Origin of the sequence: Pseudomonas sp. NPDC087614 (assembly GCF_044743485.1) — a bacterium.
Lineage (GTDB): Bacteria > Pseudomonadota > Gammaproteobacteria > Pseudomonadales > Pseudomonadaceae > Aquipseudomonas > Aquipseudomonas baetica_A.
Map to the genome: position 1 here is coordinate 20,281 of NZ_JBIUWN010000040.1, position 18,261 is coordinate 38,541.

18 protein-coding genes are annotated in these 18,261 nt (G+C 60.3%); 4 read left to right on the forward strand and 14 right to left on the reverse strand.

The genetic code is table 11. The features are described from left to right. The first annotated feature begins 10 nt into the window (after positions 1–10). From ACIOWA_RS16160 to ACIOWA_RS16170, 3 genes are all read left to right on the forward strand, one after another. Positions 11–952, forward strand: coding sequence for a halovibrin HvnC (locus ACIOWA_RS16160; RefSeq protein ID WP_401160694.1), 942 nt, complete (start codon positions 11–13; stop codon positions 950–952). Continuing rightward, entirely contained in the window at positions 949–1,401 is a 453-nt protein-coding gene (locus tag ACIOWA_RS16165; protein ID WP_401160696.1) for a DUF2599 domain-containing protein, read from the forward strand. Before ACIOWA_RS16160 ends, ACIOWA_RS16165 begins: the two co-directional genes overlap by 4 nt. A gap of 117 nt (positions 1,402–1,518) precedes the next feature. Continuing rightward, positions 1,519–2,211, forward strand: a complete 693-nt coding sequence (locus ACIOWA_RS16170; protein ID WP_401160698.1) for an aspartate/glutamate racemase family protein — start codon at positions 1,519–1,521, stop codon at positions 2,209–2,211. 1 nt (position 2,212) lies between these two features. Here the strand turns inward: ACIOWA_RS16170 and ACIOWA_RS16175 are convergent, their stop codons facing one another. The 14 genes from ACIOWA_RS16175 to ACIOWA_RS16240 form a co-directional block, all read right to left on the reverse strand. Beyond that, on the reverse strand, positions 2,213–2,731 hold the full coding sequence (locus tag ACIOWA_RS16175) for a GNAT family N-acetyltransferase (protein WP_339466684.1): 519 nt from the start codon (positions 2,729–2,731) through the stop codon (positions 2,213–2,215). A gap of 189 nt (positions 2,732–2,920) precedes the next feature. Continuing rightward, positions 2,921–3,901, reverse strand: coding sequence for a LysR family transcriptional regulator (locus ACIOWA_RS16180; protein ID WP_339466685.1), 981 nt, complete (start codon positions 3,899–3,901; stop codon positions 2,921–2,923). Between the two features lie 95 nt (positions 3,902–3,996). After that, positions 3,997–4,944: a peptidylprolyl isomerase gene (locus ACIOWA_RS16185; protein WP_401160700.1), complete on the reverse strand. Its 948-nt coding sequence runs from the start codon at positions 4,942–4,944 to the stop codon at positions 3,997–3,999. Continuing rightward, positions 4,941–5,411 (reverse strand): YbjN domain-containing protein, encoded by a 471-nt coding sequence (locus ACIOWA_RS16190; protein WP_339495918.1) that lies wholly within the window; start codon positions 5,409–5,411, stop codon positions 4,941–4,943. The genes ACIOWA_RS16185 and ACIOWA_RS16190 overlap by 4 nt, the downstream gene beginning before the upstream one ends. 17 nt (positions 5,412–5,428) lie before the next feature. Next, the gene (locus ACIOWA_RS16195) at positions 5,429–6,058 is read right to left on the reverse strand and encodes a DNA repair protein (RefSeq protein WP_401160702.1); all 630 of its coding nucleotides are present in this window, start codon (positions 6,056–6,058) and stop codon (positions 5,429–5,431) included. A 17-nt stretch (positions 6,059–6,075) separates the two neighbouring features. After that, positions 6,076–7,773, reverse strand: coding sequence for a putative porin (locus tag ACIOWA_RS16200; RefSeq protein ID WP_401160704.1), 1,698 nt, complete (start codon positions 7,771–7,773; stop codon positions 6,076–6,078). A 39-nt stretch (positions 7,774–7,812) separates the two neighbouring features. Next, positions 7,813–8,520, reverse strand: a complete 708-nt coding sequence (locus tag ACIOWA_RS16205; protein WP_401160706.1) for an energy transducer TonB — start codon at positions 8,518–8,520, stop codon at positions 7,813–7,815. Between the two features lie 3 nt (positions 8,521–8,523). Next, positions 8,524–8,949: a biopolymer transporter ExbD gene (locus ACIOWA_RS16210; protein WP_339466696.1), complete on the reverse strand. Its 426-nt coding sequence runs from the start codon at positions 8,947–8,949 to the stop codon at positions 8,524–8,526. Positions 8,950–8,960: 11 nt separating this feature from the next. Continuing rightward, positions 8,961–10,760, reverse strand: a complete 1,800-nt coding sequence (locus ACIOWA_RS16215) for a DUF2341 domain-containing protein (RefSeq protein ID WP_401160708.1) — start codon at positions 10,758–10,760, stop codon at positions 8,961–8,963. Between the two features lie 12 nt (positions 10,761–10,772). Continuing rightward, positions 10,773–12,371 carry a ShlB/FhaC/HecB family hemolysin secretion/activation protein gene (locus ACIOWA_RS16220; protein ID WP_401160710.1) on the reverse strand — a complete coding sequence of 533 codons (1,599 nt, stop codon included), beginning with the start codon at positions 12,369–12,371 and terminating at the stop codon, positions 10,773–10,775. Between the two features lie 55 nt (positions 12,372–12,426). After that, positions 12,427–13,038: a transposase gene (locus ACIOWA_RS16225; RefSeq protein ID WP_401160712.1), complete on the reverse strand. Its 612-nt coding sequence runs from the start codon at positions 13,036–13,038 to the stop codon at positions 12,427–12,429. Positions 13,039–13,255: 217 nt separating this feature from the next. Continuing rightward, positions 13,256–14,464 carry a DSD1 family PLP-dependent enzyme gene (locus ACIOWA_RS16230; protein ID WP_401160730.1) on the reverse strand — a complete coding sequence of 403 codons (1,209 nt, stop codon included), beginning with the start codon at positions 14,462–14,464 and terminating at the stop codon, positions 13,256–13,258. Positions 14,465–14,538: 74 nt separating this feature from the next. Beyond that, complete coding sequence (locus ACIOWA_RS16235) at positions 14,539–15,867, reverse strand: D-arabinono-1,4-lactone oxidase (RefSeq protein WP_401160732.1); 1,329 nt, start codon at positions 15,865–15,867, stop codon at positions 14,539–14,541. A 76-nt stretch (positions 15,868–15,943) separates the two neighbouring features. Continuing rightward, positions 15,944–16,297: a c-type cytochrome gene (locus ACIOWA_RS16240; RefSeq protein ID WP_401160714.1), complete on the reverse strand. Its 354-nt coding sequence runs from the start codon at positions 16,295–16,297 to the stop codon at positions 15,944–15,946. Positions 16,298–16,589: 292 nt separating this feature from the next. On the opposite strand from ACIOWA_RS16240, the gene ACIOWA_RS16245 reads away from it, so the two are divergent. Then, positions 16,590–18,218: an NADP-dependent glyceraldehyde-3-phosphate dehydrogenase gene (locus ACIOWA_RS16245; RefSeq protein ID WP_339466705.1), complete on the forward strand. Its 1,629-nt coding sequence runs from the start codon at positions 16,590–16,592 to the stop codon at positions 18,216–18,218. Positions 18,219–18,261: the final 43 nt, after the last annotated feature.

The following is an 18,261-nucleotide window of genomic DNA, read 5'->3' on the forward strand; positions in this document are numbered from 1 at the left end:
AAGACAAACCATGAACAAAATAATTGCATTACTGTTTTTCGCTCTTTTGGTTGGTTGCTCACAACCTGCATCGCAAACGCCTGATGTCATCAGCGGGACCAGTGTTCAGAGCCAGAGAATGGATGGCGCGGCCACCGCTGCTTATCTCACTACGCTGTACGGTCGCCAGTTTCCGAATTGCAACAAAGTGAATTCGCAACCTGCGTTTCTGTGTTCAGGTGTCATGATAAGGGTCACGGACAAAGATCCGAACAACACCTATAAAGTCTGGGACCCCAGCCCCACTTCCATCAAAAATGGCGGTATCAACTTTTCCTACTTGCGGGTTGATAGCAACTTTAACAAGTTCGCCTGGAATAAAACCAATGCCAATGGCTACATTCTTTATCCCGTACTGGAGAGGCCTGCGAATACCGAGCAACTGCAGGTGCTGTGTTCCTATCCCATGGACTCCTACGGGTGGCATCGCAGTTCAACCGCAGTGTGTGTGGCCGACCGGTCTTATCCTGATAGTGGACATTGCCAGGACGCTGGTATCACCACAGCCGAGCAATTCAAGAACGCCTGGAGTTCGGCACCCGGCGACAAAAACAGGCGCCAGTGCGATTTCGACGTGAGGGACGAGCGCAATATGCTAGCCGGCCCGGCGTTTTATCAGTCGTTACGCGCTAAATCACTGCTAGGCGCAACAGGCTTCGACCAATGGAACGACATACTCGTTAAAACCTGGGTCGCCGGTAAGCCAAACGCTTTACCAATACTTGCGTTCTTTTACGTGCCAGCAAAAAACGATCCTAATGCGCTCGCCGATGCGCGATACAACCAAAGAGATTTTTATAACGCCACCAACCCGAAAATTACCGTACCGATCATTCGTGTAGCACTTCCCACCGTCATAACCGGTAAGACCACATTTACCTACGTAGCAGCAGATCAGGGAATCACGCAATGAACATACTCAACCCGCCCTCGAACCTCCTCGCGCGTGCACTGGCAGGTGCCTGTCTGACAGTGCTCGGCATTTCTACCGCCCATGCGCAAGACACTGCGTCCGGTGACAGCGTCATTGTGGTCGCAGAGCGCTGCAATAAATACATCGAAAGTGCCCATTGGTTTTACAGAGACTACCAGTGGTCGTTTTCCATCAGCCCCACCCCGTGTGCCAGGAGAACGCTGGAATCGGGCACTGCTTACTTGTGGAATGAACTCACACGCGATTACTCCAATAGTCGCTACTGGCAAAACACCCATGGCATGCGTCACCAGTTGATTTGCCACCTGGCCATCGCTCGCGACAAACCAGAATGGAATCTGGAGCCTTGGCGCCCGGATGTGGGGTATGCCAAAACGCTGGCAGCCGGATGTAATCACGTCGCCCCATTGCCAGAACCAGCACCCTGACACCTGAGCAAAACTTCAGCGATACAGTTGATTTTACGCTGGTATCCGTCATTGAACCGAAAGACACTCGGGGCACGCCTGAATCGACCGATGCAGGCCATTGCCCGAGGATTTTCAATGCGCACCATAGGCCTGATCGGCGGCATGAGCTGGGAGTCCAGCGCCCAATACTATCGACTCATCAATCAGCAAGTGCGTGATCGCCTTGGTCCATTACGGTCGGCGCAGGTGCTGATGCACAGCGTCGACTTCGGCCCGGTCGAACAGGCACAGCATGCCGGGCGCTGGGATGACGCGGCGGCGATTCTGGTGGATGCGGCGCGCAAGCTCCAGGCCGGTGGTGCTGAATGCGTGGTGCTGTGTACCAACACCATGCACAAGGTGGCCGATCAGATTCAGGCGGCGATCACCATTCCGTTCCTGCACATCGCCGAACCGGCGGCCCAGGCGGCTTTGGCGATTGATGCGCGCACCGTCGGGCTGCTCGGCACCGCGTTCACCATGGAACAGGACTTTCTCAAGCAGCGCCTGATCGCCCAAGGCCTGACGGTATGGGTGCCGGACGATGCTGAGCGCAAGGAGGTGCACCGGATTATCTACGACGAGTTGTGTGTCGGCGTGATCAGTGACGAGTCGCGGCAAATCTATCAACGGGTGATCGAATCGCTGACCGCACGCGGCGCTCAGGCGATCATTCTTGGTTGCACGGAAATCGGCCTGCTGATCAAACCCGAACACAGCGCCGTGCCCCTGCTCGACACCACCGAGCTGCATGCACAGTCGGCGGTGGCGTTTGCCTTGGGCGACTGACTCACCCTTTCGATGAGCTGCGCAGACGGGCCATGCTCAGGGTGTCGACCCATTGCCCGTCGCGCACCGCGTAATCGCGAAACAGGCCTTCGGTCTCGAAACCGAACTTGCGGTAAAGACCAATGGCCGCCTCGTTATCGGCGAACACCGAAAGTTCGACGCGGTGCAGGTTCATCCAGTTGTCGGCAACCTCGAGCGCCGCTGCCAACAGTTTCGAACCCACGCCTTTGCCCTGCCAGGCGAGCGCTACGCCCATGCCGAGACTGCCGGCGTGGCTGCGGCGAATCCGCGAATAGTTTTCCAGCCCCAGATGGCCGATGACCGCGCCCTGATGCAGCGCCACCAGTTTCACCGTTCGCTCGTTTTCCGCCATCAGCCGTTGCCGCCAGATCTCGGCGGATTGAAACGGCATCTGCAACACCTGCCGGGCAACGGCTGGATCGTTATAGAGCGCGGTAACGCTCTCAACGTGGGACTCGTTGAAACGTTCGAGATGTATCGCGGGGCTGTGCTCGGGCATGGCGGATCCTTCCTGGATCGATGGGTGGCCGATCACTCTAAACCGGCGGTTATCAATTTGGCGAGGTGCAAAACGGTGAGAGCGGCGTGGCGACGATTCGGCTGGCTCGCGAATGCGGTGTGTCATTCAACGCTGTTGTTGATTGTTCGGCCGCTTTCGCGAGCAAGCCCGCGACCACAGGGGGCGGGGTTAAGTCTGGAACCATTCGTGGCGCTCGTTGAAGGTGTTGTGGATGAGTTCGATCAGGGTTTGTACTTCGGCGATGTCTTGCGATTGGGCATTCACCGCCAGCCACGCTTGCAATCGCATCGGCTCATCGAACAATCCGGGCAACGCCACCAACCCACGATCAAACCGGCTCATGTAAGCCGGCAACAAACCGATGCAAGCGCTGCAGCGAATCATCTCCAGCATCAATTCATAAGACTGCATCTGCACCACACCCGCCAAACGTTGTTCGACCAGATCGTTCCATGGGCGAAAGCTGTCGATCTGCCGGTCATGCTGCCATTGCACCAGCATGAAATCGGCAAGGTCATCGGCACTCGCCGGGCGTGCGGTGACGCGGGAGTAGCGTTTGGCGATGTGGGGAAGGTAGTCCAGGCTCGCCAGGCGCTGCGGTGGCTGGGTGGCGAAGGTCGGGCCAGGGTTGGGGGTTTCGCCGTGGGCCAGCCACAGGATGACATCGGCGCTGACGGCGCGCAGTGACAGTTCGCTGTCGAGGGCGATGATGTCCAGACGCACACTGGCATTGCGGCGCAGCAGTGCGATCAGATCGCGCCCGAGGATGTCGTGCAGGATGGACTCGGCGACGGCCAGGCGAATCAGCGGCTGCTCAACCACCGGCAGTTTGCGCTCGTTGGCCAGGGCGACCAGTTTGGCCTGAAGTTGCTGGCCTTCGCGGGTCAGGCTCAGTGCGCTTCCCTGAAAGCTGAACAATGTGTGTTGGAGTTCCTGTTCAAGCTGCGCCAGTTGTTTGCGCAGCAGGGTCGAACGCACGTTGAGGCTGCGCGCGGCCTGCATAAAGCAACCGCAGCGAGCGCTGACCAGAAAATACTGCGCGACCTCAGCGTCGATGCTCGCGGTGTGTGACAGCCAGGGTTCGCTGCCGTCCTGCGCCCAGCGAAAATCGGCGCTGCCCTGTCGTCCTGCGGGTTCGTTGAATGACATCGATGACTCCCTGTCGATCTTTGTATTTTATTGGCTTTATGCACTGTGAAAAATTTCTGAATCAGACTCCCAAAGTTTTTGTATCGGATAAAAAATCAGTGTTTTTCCTCGAGGACTTTATTGAGTTGCGCCCCGTCGATACTCAGCGTCGCCGTGTTGAGCATCCCGTCCAGATACGCCTGCGCAATCTGCTCCTGACGCTGGGCACGCAAGGCCTGCGTCAGTTGATCGCGCAGTTCATCCAGTGTCGCAGTGCGCGCGGGTTGTTGTTCGGTGAGTTTGATCACATGGAAACCGGCCGCACTTTGCACCGGCTCAGACACCGCGCCGACCTTCAGCCGCGCCACAGCACCGCGCACCTCAGGAACGAGTTGCTGCAACGGTTGCAAACCGGTATCACCACCACGCTCAGCGGTGACGCGATCTTGGGAATACTGAATCGCCAGCGCGGCAAACTCCGCCGGTGTCGCCTGCGCTTTTTTGCTCAGATCGAGCGCCTGCTTGCGCACGGCGTCAAGAGTCTGCGTTTCATTCACCCCAAGAAAAATCTGGCTGACCCGATACAGCGCCGGGGTCTGCCAGTTCACCTTGCCGGCGTCATACTCCTTCTGCAACTCGGTCGCACTCGGGTAATCGGCCGGCACCTCACTGACCGAACGCAGGTAATCGCGAAAGACGATCTGCTCAGTCGCCGCCCGAGTTTGTCGCGCGACGTCCGGGCGCTGCGCCCAACCCTGCGCATCGGCCTGCTCCAGCACGGTTTTCTCGGCCAGTCGCGTGCGTATCCAGCGCTCCAGCGCTTCACGATTACCGCGCAGTTGTTCGCGGGTTTCTGGCGGTACGGCCGCCAGCAGTGCCTGCAATTCGTCAGGCGAAACCTGCTGATTACCCAACCGCGCGACCGCCGGCCCCGTTACCGCCGTCGACACCGGTGCCGGTTGCTGGGCGGCGACCGGATCACTGCCCGGCCGCAGCACCAGTGCCAGGGCTACCACCAACAGCGCCACTGCTCCAGCGCCAATCACCATGGCAGGCTTTTTCACAGCGCGACTTCCTCTTGCTCGGCGACGGCAACTTTTGCAGTCGAGGCGTGAGCGGCCTGGCTGAAGTCACGCAGATAAACGATGAATTCCTGCAGCAAGCGATCCCACAGTTCCAGATTGCCGCGCAGGTGATCGCTGCTCACGCCGGCGGCCAGCACCACGTCCATTTCCATCACCAGAAACTCGCCCTGCAACGACAGCCGTGCAAAACGTCGCGTCGCGTTCCACTGCTCGGCCACACCTTGTGGCAGCTCACCCTGCACGCGCAGCGCACAACTGAACGTGAAATCGACGTAGGTGCCCTGCTCCACCGCCGGGTTGCCGAAACGCACGGCATAACCGATGCCCTGACTGGCGCTGAGCAATTGGACGATGCCGTTCTGTTCGGTCTGGTTGACGCGATAACCGGCCGCTTGCAGGACGTCGGTCAGCGATTGCGGGGAAACGTGGGTGATCAATTGAGTCATTGTTTCTTCCTTGTTTATCAGTGCGCGAGCGCGGCTTGCGGCGCGTCGAATTGAGTCTTGTAGAGCTCGTCGCCAAACCCCTGGGCCAGTTCATCGAACTTGACCCGGGCGCTGCCCGCGAAGGGCTGGCGGATCTTTATCACTTCGGCCACATCGATGTTTTCGTAGGCACTGAGGATCTGCTTGGCGACGCCGTACATCTGCTGATTCTTGACTGAACATTGCTGCACTTGTGTGTCACGTTCAGTCAATTGCGCTTGTAGCCTGGAACGCTCGGCTTCTTTCGCACGGGCCATGACCAACAACTCGTCATAGGCCTTCTTGTACTTGCCGGTCTGCTCAGCGCTGGCCGCCACTTGCGCCTGCGCCTGGCTGTGCAGGCTCTGCTGCTGCCCGGCCAATTGCTCGGCGACGCCTTTGACCTTGGCCAGTTCAGCGGTCAATTGCTTGATTTGCGCCTGCGCAGCCTTAGCCTCGTTTTGCGCTGCCAGTTGCGCAGCGCTGGCCTGAGCCTGCTGACTTTGCAAGGCCTGCAACTGCTGGGTGGTGCTACGCAATTGCGTACGCAAGCGCTCCTCCATGCCCTCGGCACTGGCGCCGGTGGCAACCAACATCCCAAGGCCCAGCAACAACAATCGCGTGTTCATAACCCTCTCCCGGCGCCTTAGAAGCGCGTGTTGATCTCAAGCTGCAAGACGTCGATGTCGAACGGCGCGCCATATACCGCCTCGGTGCTCAACCAGCGGCCGGTCGCAAAAACGTTCTTCGCCAGACCGTAGTTGCCGCCAATGAAATAACCTTTGGCGTTGGTGCCACCGAGGTGGAACGTCGAGTCGTTAAAGCCGTCCGGCAAGGCGTCCGGCTGGATGTACTTGTAGCCGGCGAACATATTCCAGTCGCCCTGCTTCTTCAGGTCCAGGGCGTTGCCGAGGGTGAACTGCACCATCCACGCATTGGCGCCGCTTTCGATATCGCCATTGCTGTCGAGGTTGTTGACGATTTGCCCGGCCGAACGCTTGCGCATGTCGCCTTCGTCGTAGCTGAGGTTATGGATGTAGTTGCCCTGGCTGCGCAGCTTGAAGTCTTGCGGCAAGTCGGCGTCCCACACCAGGTTCAGATCGAGCAGGTTGAACTCGGACGCCAGGCCGACGTATTGCGGTTGCGGCGTGGTCGTCGGGTTGAGCGGGTTCGACGTGATGTCACGCAGCAGGAACACGCTGTTGCCCTTCTGCATGAACGCTGCGCGGCTGCCGTCGCTGTCGCAACCCGGTGCGCCGGCCCACGGTTCGCAAGGGCTGGAGCGCTGGCCTTCGATGTCGTCGAAGCGGTAATAAGCCAGCGCACCCTTCAAGCGGTTGTTGCTGTTGACCGCCCATTTGGCGCCGATTTGCGCGCCGTACAGCCATTTGTTGTCGCTCTCTTGCTTGTCGAAACCGTTGCTGCTGGTGGTGTCGTTTGTGTAGTCCACCGGGAACGCGCCGACGGTGCCGAACACGCCCCAATCACGATTGAGTTTGTGGTCGAAAATCGCCGCCACACCGTCGAAGTTAAGGTCGTTGGAATAGAGCATGTCGGTGGACATGAACGGGTTGGCAAAACGCCCGCCGGTGAGCGTCAGCTTATCCGACGGTTTCCAGGTCAGATAACCCTGGTCGAGCCAGATGTCTTTTTTGGCGAAGCCACCGCCGAGGCTTTGCGTGGTCGATACCGGATTGTTGTCCGAGCCGGTGCCGATGCGGATGCCGGCGGTCCACTCTGGCGAGATCACCGCTTTCATGCCCAGACGTGCACGAATGCGGAACTGGTTGGTGCGATCTTCGCGGGTATTGAGCAGCGGCGGCAGACTGGTGCTGCTGTTGGGGTTCACGTCATACGGGCCGTTGTTGTTGAGCTTGGCGAAGTCGACGATTTCGTTGCTGTTGCTGTCGGAGTAGTAGCGCGATTCGTCCCGCAAACGAATGTCGCCGTCAAAGCTGATGCGCGATGCCCAGTCGGGGAAGGTGTTGGGCGCAGCCCAGTTTTCCTGCTTGGCGGTGGCCATGACTTCGGCTTTGACCTGATCGCGGATCTGATCACGCACCGCCGCCGGCACGTACTGCACACGCACATCGCCAGGCGCGGCGACGGGGCCTGCCGCCACGGCGGTGGAGGCAGCGGCCTGCTTGGCCTGGACGGCCTCGTTCTGCGCCTGAGCGATCAGTGCGTCGGCCTTGTCCTGCTTCAAAATGCCCTGCTCGACCAGCAAGCGGATCAGATTGATCGTGGCGTTTTCCGAAGGCGCAGGCGCTGCTGCGGCCTGACCGACCAGGGTCGCGATGACCATGCCGACCGCCAGGGACAATCGATTCACATTGGAAATCATCTGCACACAACTCCTTTTGGCAAAACTGTAAGAATTCGGTTAACCCGCACGCCGCCCTTGCAGGGACAGGCGCACAGGCAAAGTCATGGAGGCCGGTGGCCGTTCGCTTAAGTGCGGCGCATTGCGCAGCGCCGCCAAAACCTGCGTGTCGATTTCAGGGTTGCCGCTGGACTTGATCAGCTCGACCCGGGTGATCTCGCCGACGCTGCTCAGCCACACATCGGCCTGCAAGGTGAACGCGAGGTTGCGCAGTTCAGGGCTCTCGCGCAGCAGCTTCTGGAACGTGAACGCGAGGAACTGGCTGTAAGTGCCGTTACCCAACCGCCCGCCTCCGGCGCCCACCATGCCGCCGCCCTTGCCCGCGCCGATGTTGAAGGCGTCGTTGCCGGACTGCGCATCGCCATCCATTTGCATCGGGTTGGCCAGATCGTCCGCCGGCGATGGCGGTGCTTCCTCTTCGGGCTTGACCTCTTGCGGCTCTGGCGTTGGTTCGGGCTCGACGATTTTTTCCTCGACCGGGGTTTCCGGCTCCGGCGGTTTCTCCGGCGGCGGAGGTGGTGGTGGTGGTGGCAACGGGATGATCGTCGGCACCTTCGGCGCTTCCCGGCGGATGCCGCTCATGTCGTTGGCCCACTGCCACAGGAACCACGCGGCGAGTGCGGCGAGAATCAGCCCCGCGCCCCACTTCGCATAGCGCAAGGGCGACTTCTTCACCGGCAGCGGTTCGATCGGAAGTTGTGCGGTCATGACTCAGCCCTGACTCGGTTTGCCGGTGACGAGACCGACCTGGGACAGTTCGAGCCGGCGCAGCAGATCCAGCACTTCAATGACTTTCTGGTACTGCACCGTGGCGTCACCGCGCACGATCACCGGGAAGTCCGGGCTCTGTGCCTTCTCGATGCGCAGACGCTCTTCCAGTTCGGCCAAGGTCACCGGGTAGGCATCCAGGAACACCTGGCCGCCGTCGTTGACCGAAATGGCCTTGGTCTTGGCTTCGGACAACGACACCGCAGCGCTGGCCTTGGGCAGGTTGATCTGGATTCCCGACACCTGCGCGGTGGCTGTGAGGATGAACATCACCAGCACCACCATCAGCACGTCCACCAGCGGCGTGATGTTGATGCTGTCGACGGCTGAATCTTCGTCATCGTCGTGGGAGGCATTTACGGACGCCATGTCAGTGCTCCTCAGGCCGGTACGGAGTGGTTGGCGTGATGGCCGCGCGAGTGCGACGCCTCACTGAACTGGCTTTCGCCATGCATCTCCGCCAGACGCGTGATGAATTCGTCGACGAACACGCGCATGTCGGCGCTGACTTCCTTGTTGCGGGTGATCAGGCGGTTGTAGCCAAACAGCGCCGGGATCGCGACGAACAGACCCATCGCTGTCGCCAGCAAGGCAGCGGCCATGCCGGGTGCGATGGCGTTAATGTTGACGTCGCCGGCCATGGCGGTACCGAGGAACACCACCATGATCCCCAGCACCGTGCCGAGCAGGCCGATGTAGGGGCCACCGGCGATGGCGTTGGACAGGGTCGAGAGCTTCGAACTCAGTTGCTGGTTTTCCCGGGTACGCACACCGTCCATGGAGCAACGAATGGCTTCGATGGTCGCCGCCGAAACCGATGACGTGTCGGCGCCCTGTTCACGGCGGGTGCGGATTTCTTTCACGGCCACCAGATACAGGCGCCACAGCGACGAATGCTGTAGGCGCTGGGCAAGTTGCGCGTCGTCGGCAAACATCTCCAGGCGCGTGCCGACCTTGGCGAACTGCACGCGGAAATCTTCGTTGGCCGACGTCACGCGGCTGAGGGTGCGGTTTTTGCGCAGCATGATGATCCATGACTGGAACATCATCAGCACCAGCACGGCGATGATCACCCAGGCGTCCACCGGTACCGCGTTGAGCAGGAAACCGAGGCTGCCGAACCCGAAGCCCGATTGTTCTTCATCAACGCCGTAGGCGACCAGTTTCGACTCGGCGCCCTGCGAGGTGGCATCGGCGAGCAGCAACGGCGCCGGGCGGGCGACTTTTGACAGGCGCAGTTCGTCGATGGCGCCTACAAACGGCAGATAAGGGCCTTCTTGCAGATCAGCGCCGATGGCCATGACCGAATTGAACGCCGGCATGGCCAGGGCCAGTGTTGCCCCCTCACGACCGTTGATGTACAGGGTGACTTTGGCACCTTCGGCCGTCAGCGCGACGTGCTGCCATTGGCCGGGGTTGAGCGGCTGCGTGGCAACGGCGCGCTGGCCGTCGATTTCCACGAACGGCACGCCCTGATTCACCCCCGCCAGCAAACTGTTGGCACCTTCTCGGCGGGCCAGAATCAGTTGCTCGCCATCGGCCTGATCCAGTCGCAGCCAGGCGCTGAAGGTGAATGCACTGCCAGCGTTGTGCTGCAACGATGGGCTGGCCGGCAACAGCAACGGTTGGCCGCTGAACTGCAAGGCCCGCCCGATGACACCGTCAATCGCCGTGCCGGTCGCACTTTGCGCGGTGTTGCCGTAGGCCGTGGTGTCTTTGGCCGGGGTGCCGGTGGCACCGTCGAGGTGATACAGCGCAGTGTAATTCGGATCGAAGGTCAGTTGGCCGTTGCCGGTGGCCGGGGCCTTCTGATTGCCGTAGTACATCCAGATGTCCTGACGCTGACCGCCCTCGACATTCGGCACATCGACCCAGATCAACGCCATGCCCATCAGCGCGTCGAAGCTTTCGATCTGATGGTTGAGTACGGTTTTGTCATCGGCGGCGACGAAGCGCAGGTCCGAGCCGTCCTCCTTCACACCGTCGAAGGTGAAGTTGCCGGTGTGCAGGCGCACCAGTAGCGCGGTGCGGCCCAGCGGCTGATTGATCGCCGCCCCTTGCGGCGTGGTGTCGACGGCGATTTGTTTGCGGTAGTGCCAGTCGTCCTGCCACCAGGCCTGAGCCGTGGCCGGGAGCACGAAGCCCAGGCAGATCAACAACGAAAGAAAGAGGCGCTGCATGAACGTGCTCCTTTAGAAAGTGGCTTGAAGGTTGAAGTGCAGGCGCGATTCCTGTTTCGAGGTGTTCGGCCCTTCGAGTAGCGGATAACCCCAGTCGAGGCTGCCCGACAGCCATTTGCTCAGGCTGGCGCGGGTGCCGAGGCCGACACTGGCCAGGGCGTAATTGGCGTCCTGATCAGGCAGTTCGTCGCGCAGGTACAGTTGCGCGCCTTCGGCAAACGCATAGAAACGCCAGTCCTGCATCCAGGTGCCGGCGAACCTGGCCAGCGAGGGCGTGCGCAGTTCCTGGCTCAGCAGAAAACCGTCATCGCCCGTGCGCTCGGCGGCCAGATAGCCGCGCACCGACGTCGCGCCACCGGCAGAAAATTGTTCGTTGGAAACCAGTGGCCCCGACGCCAGTTGAAACGCGGCTTTGCTCGCGCTCTGCCAGTCGTTGTCGAAGGTCCAGGTGTAACTGGTGTCGCCCTTGAGCACGGCGAAACTCGGCTTGGCGCGGTAGCGTTTGTAGTCGAAGTCTTCGTCGGAACTGCCATAGCCAAAAAGGCTGCGAGTGGCCGCGACCAGGCTCAAACCGAGGCCGAGCTGACTCTTTTCGGTGTAGCGATAGCCGTTGTAGGCGAAGGTGAACGGTGCGTATTTCAGTGGCACCTTGTCGCTCTCGCCGGAGAGGGTCAGGCGTTCTTCGAAGTCCTTGAAGTCGACGCCCGCCGACAACGAGTTCGACCAACTGCCGCTGGATGGCAGCATGTAGATCGCCGACACCCCGTAGGAATGGCCCTTGCCCAGCACGTTGCTGCCGCCAATGGTGGCGACGTTGCTGTCGGACTGGTAACCGGACAACTGCACGCTCCAGCGATCGGTCAGCGGGGCGGTATAAGCGCCCGACCAGACCTTGGCGTTGTCGGTGTCTTGCGGCGCGGTGAAGTAGGTCAGGGAAATGCTGTGGCCGAGCTGCCAGAGGTTGTTGTAGCCAAGGCTGGTGACGGTGCGCAGCTTTTCGGTGTCGGCGCTGTAGTCGTTGTTCAGACCGACGCTGGCCGTCCACGGGTTCTGATCTTCAACCTGCAAATCGACGTCCATGGTGCCGGGGCGCTGGCCCTCGCGAACCAGCGGCATGACCTGCCGGCCGGGCGTCTTGTTCAGTTGCGCCAGTTCACCCTGAACCTTGGCGAAGTCCGGTACCTCGCCCTCCTTGAGCGCTGGCACTTCGTCACGGATGTCAAGCGGCGAATAGTGCTTGGCGCCGACCACGCGCACCCGGCCGACCTTGGTTTCGCTGACTTGCAGATAAACGATGCCGTCCGCTACCGCTTGCTCCGGCAATTGGACGAACACCGATTGATAGCCGCGTTCCTGATAGACCTTCTGCAACGCGTCGCGCGCACCTTCGATGTCGCTCAGCGCTTTTTGCGGACCGAGGAACGGGTACACCGCCTCTTCGATGGCCCGTGCATCAAGCACGGTGTTGCCGCGCACAAAGTATTCGTTGACGTCGACCAGACGCTGCGCCGCTGCACTTTCGGTGGCCGGCGCGGCCAATGCCGGCTGCGCGCCAACCGCCACCAGCAGCCAGCCCCACAGCGCCAGCCGTGACGTGAAAATCTGTTCCACACTACCCCCTGAATTCGCGATGACCTGTTGGCGCCTCAGCGCCCTCTGTGTTGCATCAATTGCTGGCTGTTGAGGCGCAGGCGTGCTTGCCGAGCCAGGTGTGCAGAAGCGCGAAGTTCAAGGAGAACTCAGGCATTTGCAGCAAGGCACCGCAGAACACTTCGCCGATGATTTTTTGAATGAGCTGCACCGCACGCGGGTTGTTGAGCAGCGTGGCGATGTCGCGACTGAGGATGTTGAAGCTCCAGACTTTATGGTTCAGGCCCAGGCCGACGAACCAGCGGAACAACAGGTTGTAATTGAGCTGCTCGTAGAGTTGCTGCTCGCTGGGTACCGAGTACAGCAACTGCAGCAACAGGATGTGCATGACCGTTTGCGCGGGGATCAACATGCCGGGTTCGGCGTCGAGGTCATGGAGGATGTTGCGGTGGGCGTCGAGCAGGTCATCGATCTGCGGGCGCAGCAAGACCAGCGAATGGCCCGGCGGAATGTAACTGGACACCTCTTTCAAGGCGCCCTGCCAGTCATCCTGCGAGACGATCCAGACCCACGGCGCGCCGTAGCGATACACCGAAACCGGCTTCTTGCGCGCGGCCTCGACGATCTTCGACAAGCGCTGATCGAGCTCCTGCATGCCCACTTTCGAGTAGCGTTCCATAGTCCCCATTGCCTCACTCCCGGCGTCCCGCCTCGGCTTGTGAAAAGCGCCCCGAAAGGCCCTCAAGCGCGTTACATAGGCATGACCGGAATGGCGATGTGCTACCGAACTTTTGTCATAAAAGCTTCATTACAGACGTTTGGGAATGGAATCTGAAAGGCACCCCGCCTCCTGTGGGCGCTGACTTGCTCCCACAGGTTTTGGGGTGTTTGGCAGACACACGTTTTCAGGTGTAGACCGGCCAGATGTCGACGATTTTTCCGCCGCGCACCGCCAACAAGTCCCCGAATTGCAGCAGCACGGCTTCGGTCTGAGTCGGACGCAGGAAGACTTGGTCTTCGAGGGTCAGGCCCACGGCGTTGGAGCCGTTGACCATCTCCTGGTTGGAACTGCGACCGTATACGCTGTTGCTTTGCAAACCCGGTGGCGATTCAAATTCGGCCATCCAGTTGCCGCCATAGATGAAAAAGGTCTGCCGCTGGTTGGTGTCCCACCACGAAAACAGCTTCGATTGGTCATCCAGTGCAGGGATGTTCACCGCGCCCGTGCTTTTCAATACCGGGGTGGCGATATAAACCGCTGGCTCGTGCTCGAGCAGCGATGGCAGGTCATAGTGGGTCGGTTTGAGCATCGCCGTCCCCACCGAAACTTCAGTGCTGAGCTTCTCGTTTTCATGAATGCGATAACTCGGACTGCCAGCGGTGTTAAGACACAAGCCGTCGTGCCACAACGCGGGAAACTGCTGCCGGGTGAAATCGACGCAACGCTGATAACGCATCATGACCTTGGCAAGAAGCTCTTCGGGCGAACCGAGAATGTCCGGCACGCCCATGCCCACGAACGGGTCGTAACCCATGAACCCGGCGAATTGCAGATGCTGCGCATTGGTGCTGATCAGGCTGAGCATCTGCCCAAGCACATTCACATCACTGACGCCGCCGCGATGCAGGCCGACATCGAGTTCAATGTTGATGCGCATCCGCGTGCCCAGCCCCTGTGCCAACGCCAGGTATTGCTGCAGCCGTTCAGGCCCGTCGAGCAGCCATTGCAATTGCTTCGACGGGTCGAACGGACCTTTGTGGGTTTGATAAAACAGCTCAGCCGACCTCACCGGCAACGGCTTGCCGAGCAGGATGTCGGACTGGGGAAACGTGACAGCATCGTGATTGAGAAACGGCTGATGAAACGACATCAGCTTCTGCGTCCCGGCCCGCTGTGCGATGTAGCTCAACAACCCCGGTGACGGCAGAGATTTCTCCACCAGACGCAATTGCTTGCCGCCGCGTTTGACCGACTGCATCACCACGTCGATGTTGTGATCGAGGCGATCCAGATCGATCAACAACACCGGGCGCATCGGTCCGTTGTCCTTCAACTCTTTATTCAGCGCGCGGAAATACTCGCTGTACGGGCCGCCACGATCACTCGGTCGCAGCCAGACGCCCACGCCCACTGACAAAGCGCCGACACCCAGCGTGCCGAGGAGAAAATTGCGTCGATTGACCGCCATCAGCTCACCCCCAATATCGACGACAGATGCGCATTGAGAAACCGCCCGCTGGGATCCAGTGCCTGACGCACCTCGACAAACTCGCGCCAGCGCGGGTACAGCGGCTGCAAGGTGCTCGCATTGAGCGTGTGCAACTTGCCCCAGTGTGGCCGGCCGTTGTACTTCCAGAAGATCGGCTCGACGGCCGCAAAAAAGTTGTGGTGGTCCATTTGATAGTGCTGATGCACCGAGATCGAACAGCTGTCGCGGCCCTCGAACATGCTCAGCGGGATGTTGTCAGCCTTGACGTAGCGGTACTCGATGGGAAACCAGGTGCGCAGGTCTTTGTCCTGAATCAGCTTGAGGATTTCGCGCAGGCACGCTGGGCCGTGTTCGGCGGGCACCGAGTACTCCATCTCATTGAAACGCACGGTGCGTACGTTGGCGTAGATGTCGAACGAGTCGCCTACCCGCTCATCGAAACTCGCCAGATGCCGCAGGTTGTTGAGCAGCGTGCGGCGCAAATCAGGGAAGTCGCTGCCGTACTTGTCGATCTTCTCGATCAGGGTCACGAACGCGTTGCCGCCCTCCTCTTCAGGGCTGATCGGTGGCGTGGCCGGGTCGTCGGTTTCGTTGAGGGCGATGGACAAGGCGTAATCGGAATGGGTGACGACGAGCATTTCCCAGTGCTGGTTTTCACGGGTGTTCTTGTCCAGATCTTCGAGCAGTTCTTCGGTCCTGGCGATCCATTGGGTTTCGCGCAAACGATAGGCCGGGCGGTTTTGCAAACGGATTCTTGTCGCCACGCCAAGCGCACCGAGGGAGACGCGAGCGGCGTTGAACACTTCGCGATGGCGCTGACTGTCGCAGTCCAGCACCTCGCCGTTGGCCGTGACCAGTTGCAGGCCGCAGACGTGAGCCGAGTAGGACTGAAAGGTTTTGCCGGTGCCGTGAGTCGAGGTGGCAATCGCTCCGGCGAGGGTTTGATAATCGATGTCAGCCATGTTGTGTAGGGCTTGGCCGATCTCTTTCAACGGCACACCCATGCGCGACATCGGAGTGCCCGCGGCGAATTCGGCTTGCAGGGTTTTCGGGTCGTGGTCGAGCAGACCGTTGAAGTAGCTCAGCGATATCAGCGTGCCGTCGGTGGGCACCAGAGCACTGAAGGAATGTGCCGAACCGACCGGGCGGATTTTGCCTTGGGCCTGACGGATCAACATCGTCAGTTCATCGAGGTTTTTCGGCGCCAGTCGCGCCGCCGGCAGGCAACTCTGCCCCCCCGACCAGTTGCGCCAGGGAATCAGCCGTGGCGCGCGCATCAACTGGCCCAGGGCCGGGTTGCTCGCCAACGCAGTGAAGGCGCCGAAGATGCCTGCCCGTTGCAACAACTGACGCCGTGTCAAATCCATCGTCATGCCGGGCACCTTATTGAGGGAGGGGCTGGTCGGCCATGAAACCGATCAATTGCAGGAATTGGTCTTCGGTGCACTCGACGCATTGGCCCATCGGCGGCATCGCGTTGTAACCGTTGATGGCGTGGTCCAGGAGCGTGTCGGCACCTTGCTGGATACGCGGTTCCCACGCTTTACGGTCGCCGGTGAGCGGTGCATTGGCCGCGGGATTGGCGTGGCAGAGTTGGCAACTGTTGCTGTAGATCTGCGCCAGCGCCGGATCGGCGGGGGTGGCGCTGCTGTGGGTGGCTGGGGAGTTGACCTCATCGCCACAACCGAGCAGTGCCATCGACAGCACCATCAGGAAGGTAAACCGCAATGCCCGCATAACGATCCTCGCGTGGGATACCGCTTATTGTTGTGATCAAACCTTAAGGCAGGCACGTCAGCGGGTTGAGGGCATTGCGGGACAGTGAGGGGGGCTTCGGGGGCCAGCAGCGGATTTTCGACACACCACGGTCCAAAGCCGGGATGAGGTTTCATATGTGCCTTAAAGCTCTGTTCCGCGCCTCTGCGTGACATTCAGGTGACATTTGCAGGTTTAAATTTCGGCGCATTCAGGCGTATAACCTGTACAGACTTTTCCAAATGCACGCGGACATCCAACACGGGGTAGCGACATGACCACAGCAAATATCCTTGGCAACCTGTTCCCTTCTGTCAGCGACATCCCGGAAAAATACCGCCTCGACGGTCAGGTCGAGCAACGCGAATACCTGGTCGACGGCGAACTGCGCCGCTGGGATGGCCCTCTCGCCACCGTGCGCAGCCCGGTGTACTTGAATCACGGCGAGAACGGCGACGAACAAGTGATCCTCGGCAGCACACCGCTGCTCGACGCCGACACCGCCCTCACCGCCCTCGACGCCGCCGTCCGCGCCTACGACCGGGGCCAGGGCTTGTGGCCGACCCTGCGTGTGGCCGAACGTATCCAGCACGTCGAAGCCTTCCTCGGCCGGATGCGTCAGCAGCGTGATGCCGTGGTCAAACTGCTGATGTGGGAGATCGGCAAGAACCTCAAGGACTCGGAAAAAGAGTTCGACCGTACCTGCGACTACATCGTCGACACCATCAATGCCCTGAAAGAACTCGACCGCCGCTCCAGCCGTTTCGAGCTGGAACAGGACACGCTCGGCCAGATCCGCCGCGTGCCGCTCGGCGTGGCCCTGTGCATGGGGCCTTACAACTATCCGCTGAACGAGACCTTCACCACGCTGATCCCGGCGCTGATCATGGGCAACACCGTGGTGTTCAAACCGGCCAAGCTCGGCGTCCTGCTGATTCGCCCCTTGCTCGAAGCGTTTCGCGACAGCTTCCCCACGGGCGTAATCAACGTGATCTACGGCAGCGGCCGCGAAACCGTCAGTGCGCTGATGGCCAGCGGCAAAATCGATATCTTCGCGTTCATCGGCACCAACAAAGCCGCCAGCGACCTGAAAAAACTGCACCCCAAACCTCACCGTTTGCGTGCCGCGTTGGGGCTGGATGCAAAGAACCCCGGCATCGTCCTGCCGGAAGTCGATCTGGACAATGCGGTCAGCGAAGCCGTCACCGGCTCGCTGTCGTTCAACGGCCAACGCTGCACGGCGCTGAAGATCCTGTTTGTCCATGAGGATGTCGTTGATAGCTTCATAGAGAAATTCAACGCCAGACTGGCTACGCTCAAACCCGGCATGCCGTGGGACAGCGGCGTGTCGCTGACGCCACTGCCAGAGTCGGGCAAGGTCGATTATCTGCATGCTCTGGTGGCGGATGCGCGCAGCAAGGGCGCCGAGGTGGTCAACCCCAACGGCGGTGAATCCCGCGAGTCATTCTTCTACCCGGCGGTGCTGTACCCGGTGAATCCGCAGATGCGCATCTATCAGGAGGAGCAGTTTGGCCCGGTGGTGCCGATCGTGCCGTACCGCCATCTCGATACCGTGATCGATTACGTGCTGGAATCGGACTTCGGTCAGCAACTGAGTATCTTTGGCACCAACCCGGTAGCGGTCGGGCGTCTGGTCGACACCTTCGCCAATCAGGTCGGACGGATTAACCTCAACGCCCAGTGCCAGCGCGGCCCGGACACCTATCCGTTCAACGGTCGCAAGAACTCCGCCGAAGGTACGTTGTCGGTACACGATGCACTGCGGGTGTTTTCGATCCGCACACTGGTGGCGACCAAGTACCAGGACAGCAACAAGGATCTGATCAGCGAAATCATTCGAGGACGCGATTCGAGCTTCCTGACCACCGATTACATCTTCTGACGAGGGCCATGCACTGAGTACGTTCAGCAACCACCGACTGCCA

What these genes read in the sequence shown, in the direction of transcription:
- ACIOWA_RS16210 (WP_339466696.1), bottom strand. Translation starts at nt 8,949, where the DNA reads ATGGCGTCCGTAAATGCCTCCCACGACGATGACGAAGATTCAGCCGTC.
- ACIOWA_RS16225 (WP_401160712.1), bottom strand. Translation starts at nt 13,038, where the DNA reads ATGGGGACTATGGAACGCTACTCGAAAGTGGGCATGCAGGAGCTCGAT.
- ACIOWA_RS16180 (WP_339466685.1), bottom strand. Translation starts at nt 3,901, where the DNA reads ATGTCATTCAACGAACCCGCAGGACGACAGGGCAGCGCCGATTTTCGC.
- ACIOWA_RS16200 (WP_401160704.1), bottom strand. Translation starts at nt 7,773, where the DNA reads ATGATTTCCAATGTGAATCGATTGTCCCTGGCGGTCGGCATGGTCATC.
- ACIOWA_RS16205 (WP_401160706.1), bottom strand. Translation starts at nt 8,520, where the DNA reads ATGACCGCACAACTTCCGATCGAACCGCTGCCGGTGAAGAAGTCGCCC.
- ACIOWA_RS16170 (WP_401160698.1), top strand. Translation starts at nt 1,519, where the DNA reads ATGCGCACCATAGGCCTGATCGGCGGCATGAGCTGGGAGTCCAGCGCC.
- ACIOWA_RS16240 (WP_401160714.1), bottom strand. Translation starts at nt 16,297, where the DNA reads ATGCGGGCATTGCGGTTTACCTTCCTGATGGTGCTGTCGATGGCACTG.
- ACIOWA_RS16215 (WP_401160708.1), bottom strand. Translation starts at nt 10,760, where the DNA reads ATGCAGCGCCTCTTTCTTTCGTTGTTGATCTGCCTGGGCTTCGTGCTC.
- ACIOWA_RS16160 (WP_401160694.1), top strand. Translation starts at nt 11, where the DNA reads ATGAACAAAATAATTGCATTACTGTTTTTCGCTCTTTTGGTTGGTTGC.
- ACIOWA_RS16165 (WP_401160696.1), top strand. Translation starts at nt 949, where the DNA reads ATGAACATACTCAACCCGCCCTCGAACCTCCTCGCGCGTGCACTGGCA.
- ACIOWA_RS16195 (WP_401160702.1), bottom strand. Translation starts at nt 6,058, where the DNA reads ATGAACACGCGATTGTTGTTGCTGGGCCTTGGGATGTTGGTTGCCACC.
- ACIOWA_RS16245 (WP_339466705.1), top strand. Translation starts at nt 16,590, where the DNA reads ATGACCACAGCAAATATCCTTGGCAACCTGTTCCCTTCTGTCAGCGAC.
- ACIOWA_RS16175 (WP_339466684.1), bottom strand. Translation starts at nt 2,731, where the DNA reads ATGCCCGAGCACAGCCCCGCGATACATCTCGAACGTTTCAACGAGTCC.
- ACIOWA_RS16190 (WP_339495918.1), bottom strand. Translation starts at nt 5,411, where the DNA reads ATGACTCAATTGATCACCCACGTTTCCCCGCAATCGCTGACCGACGTC.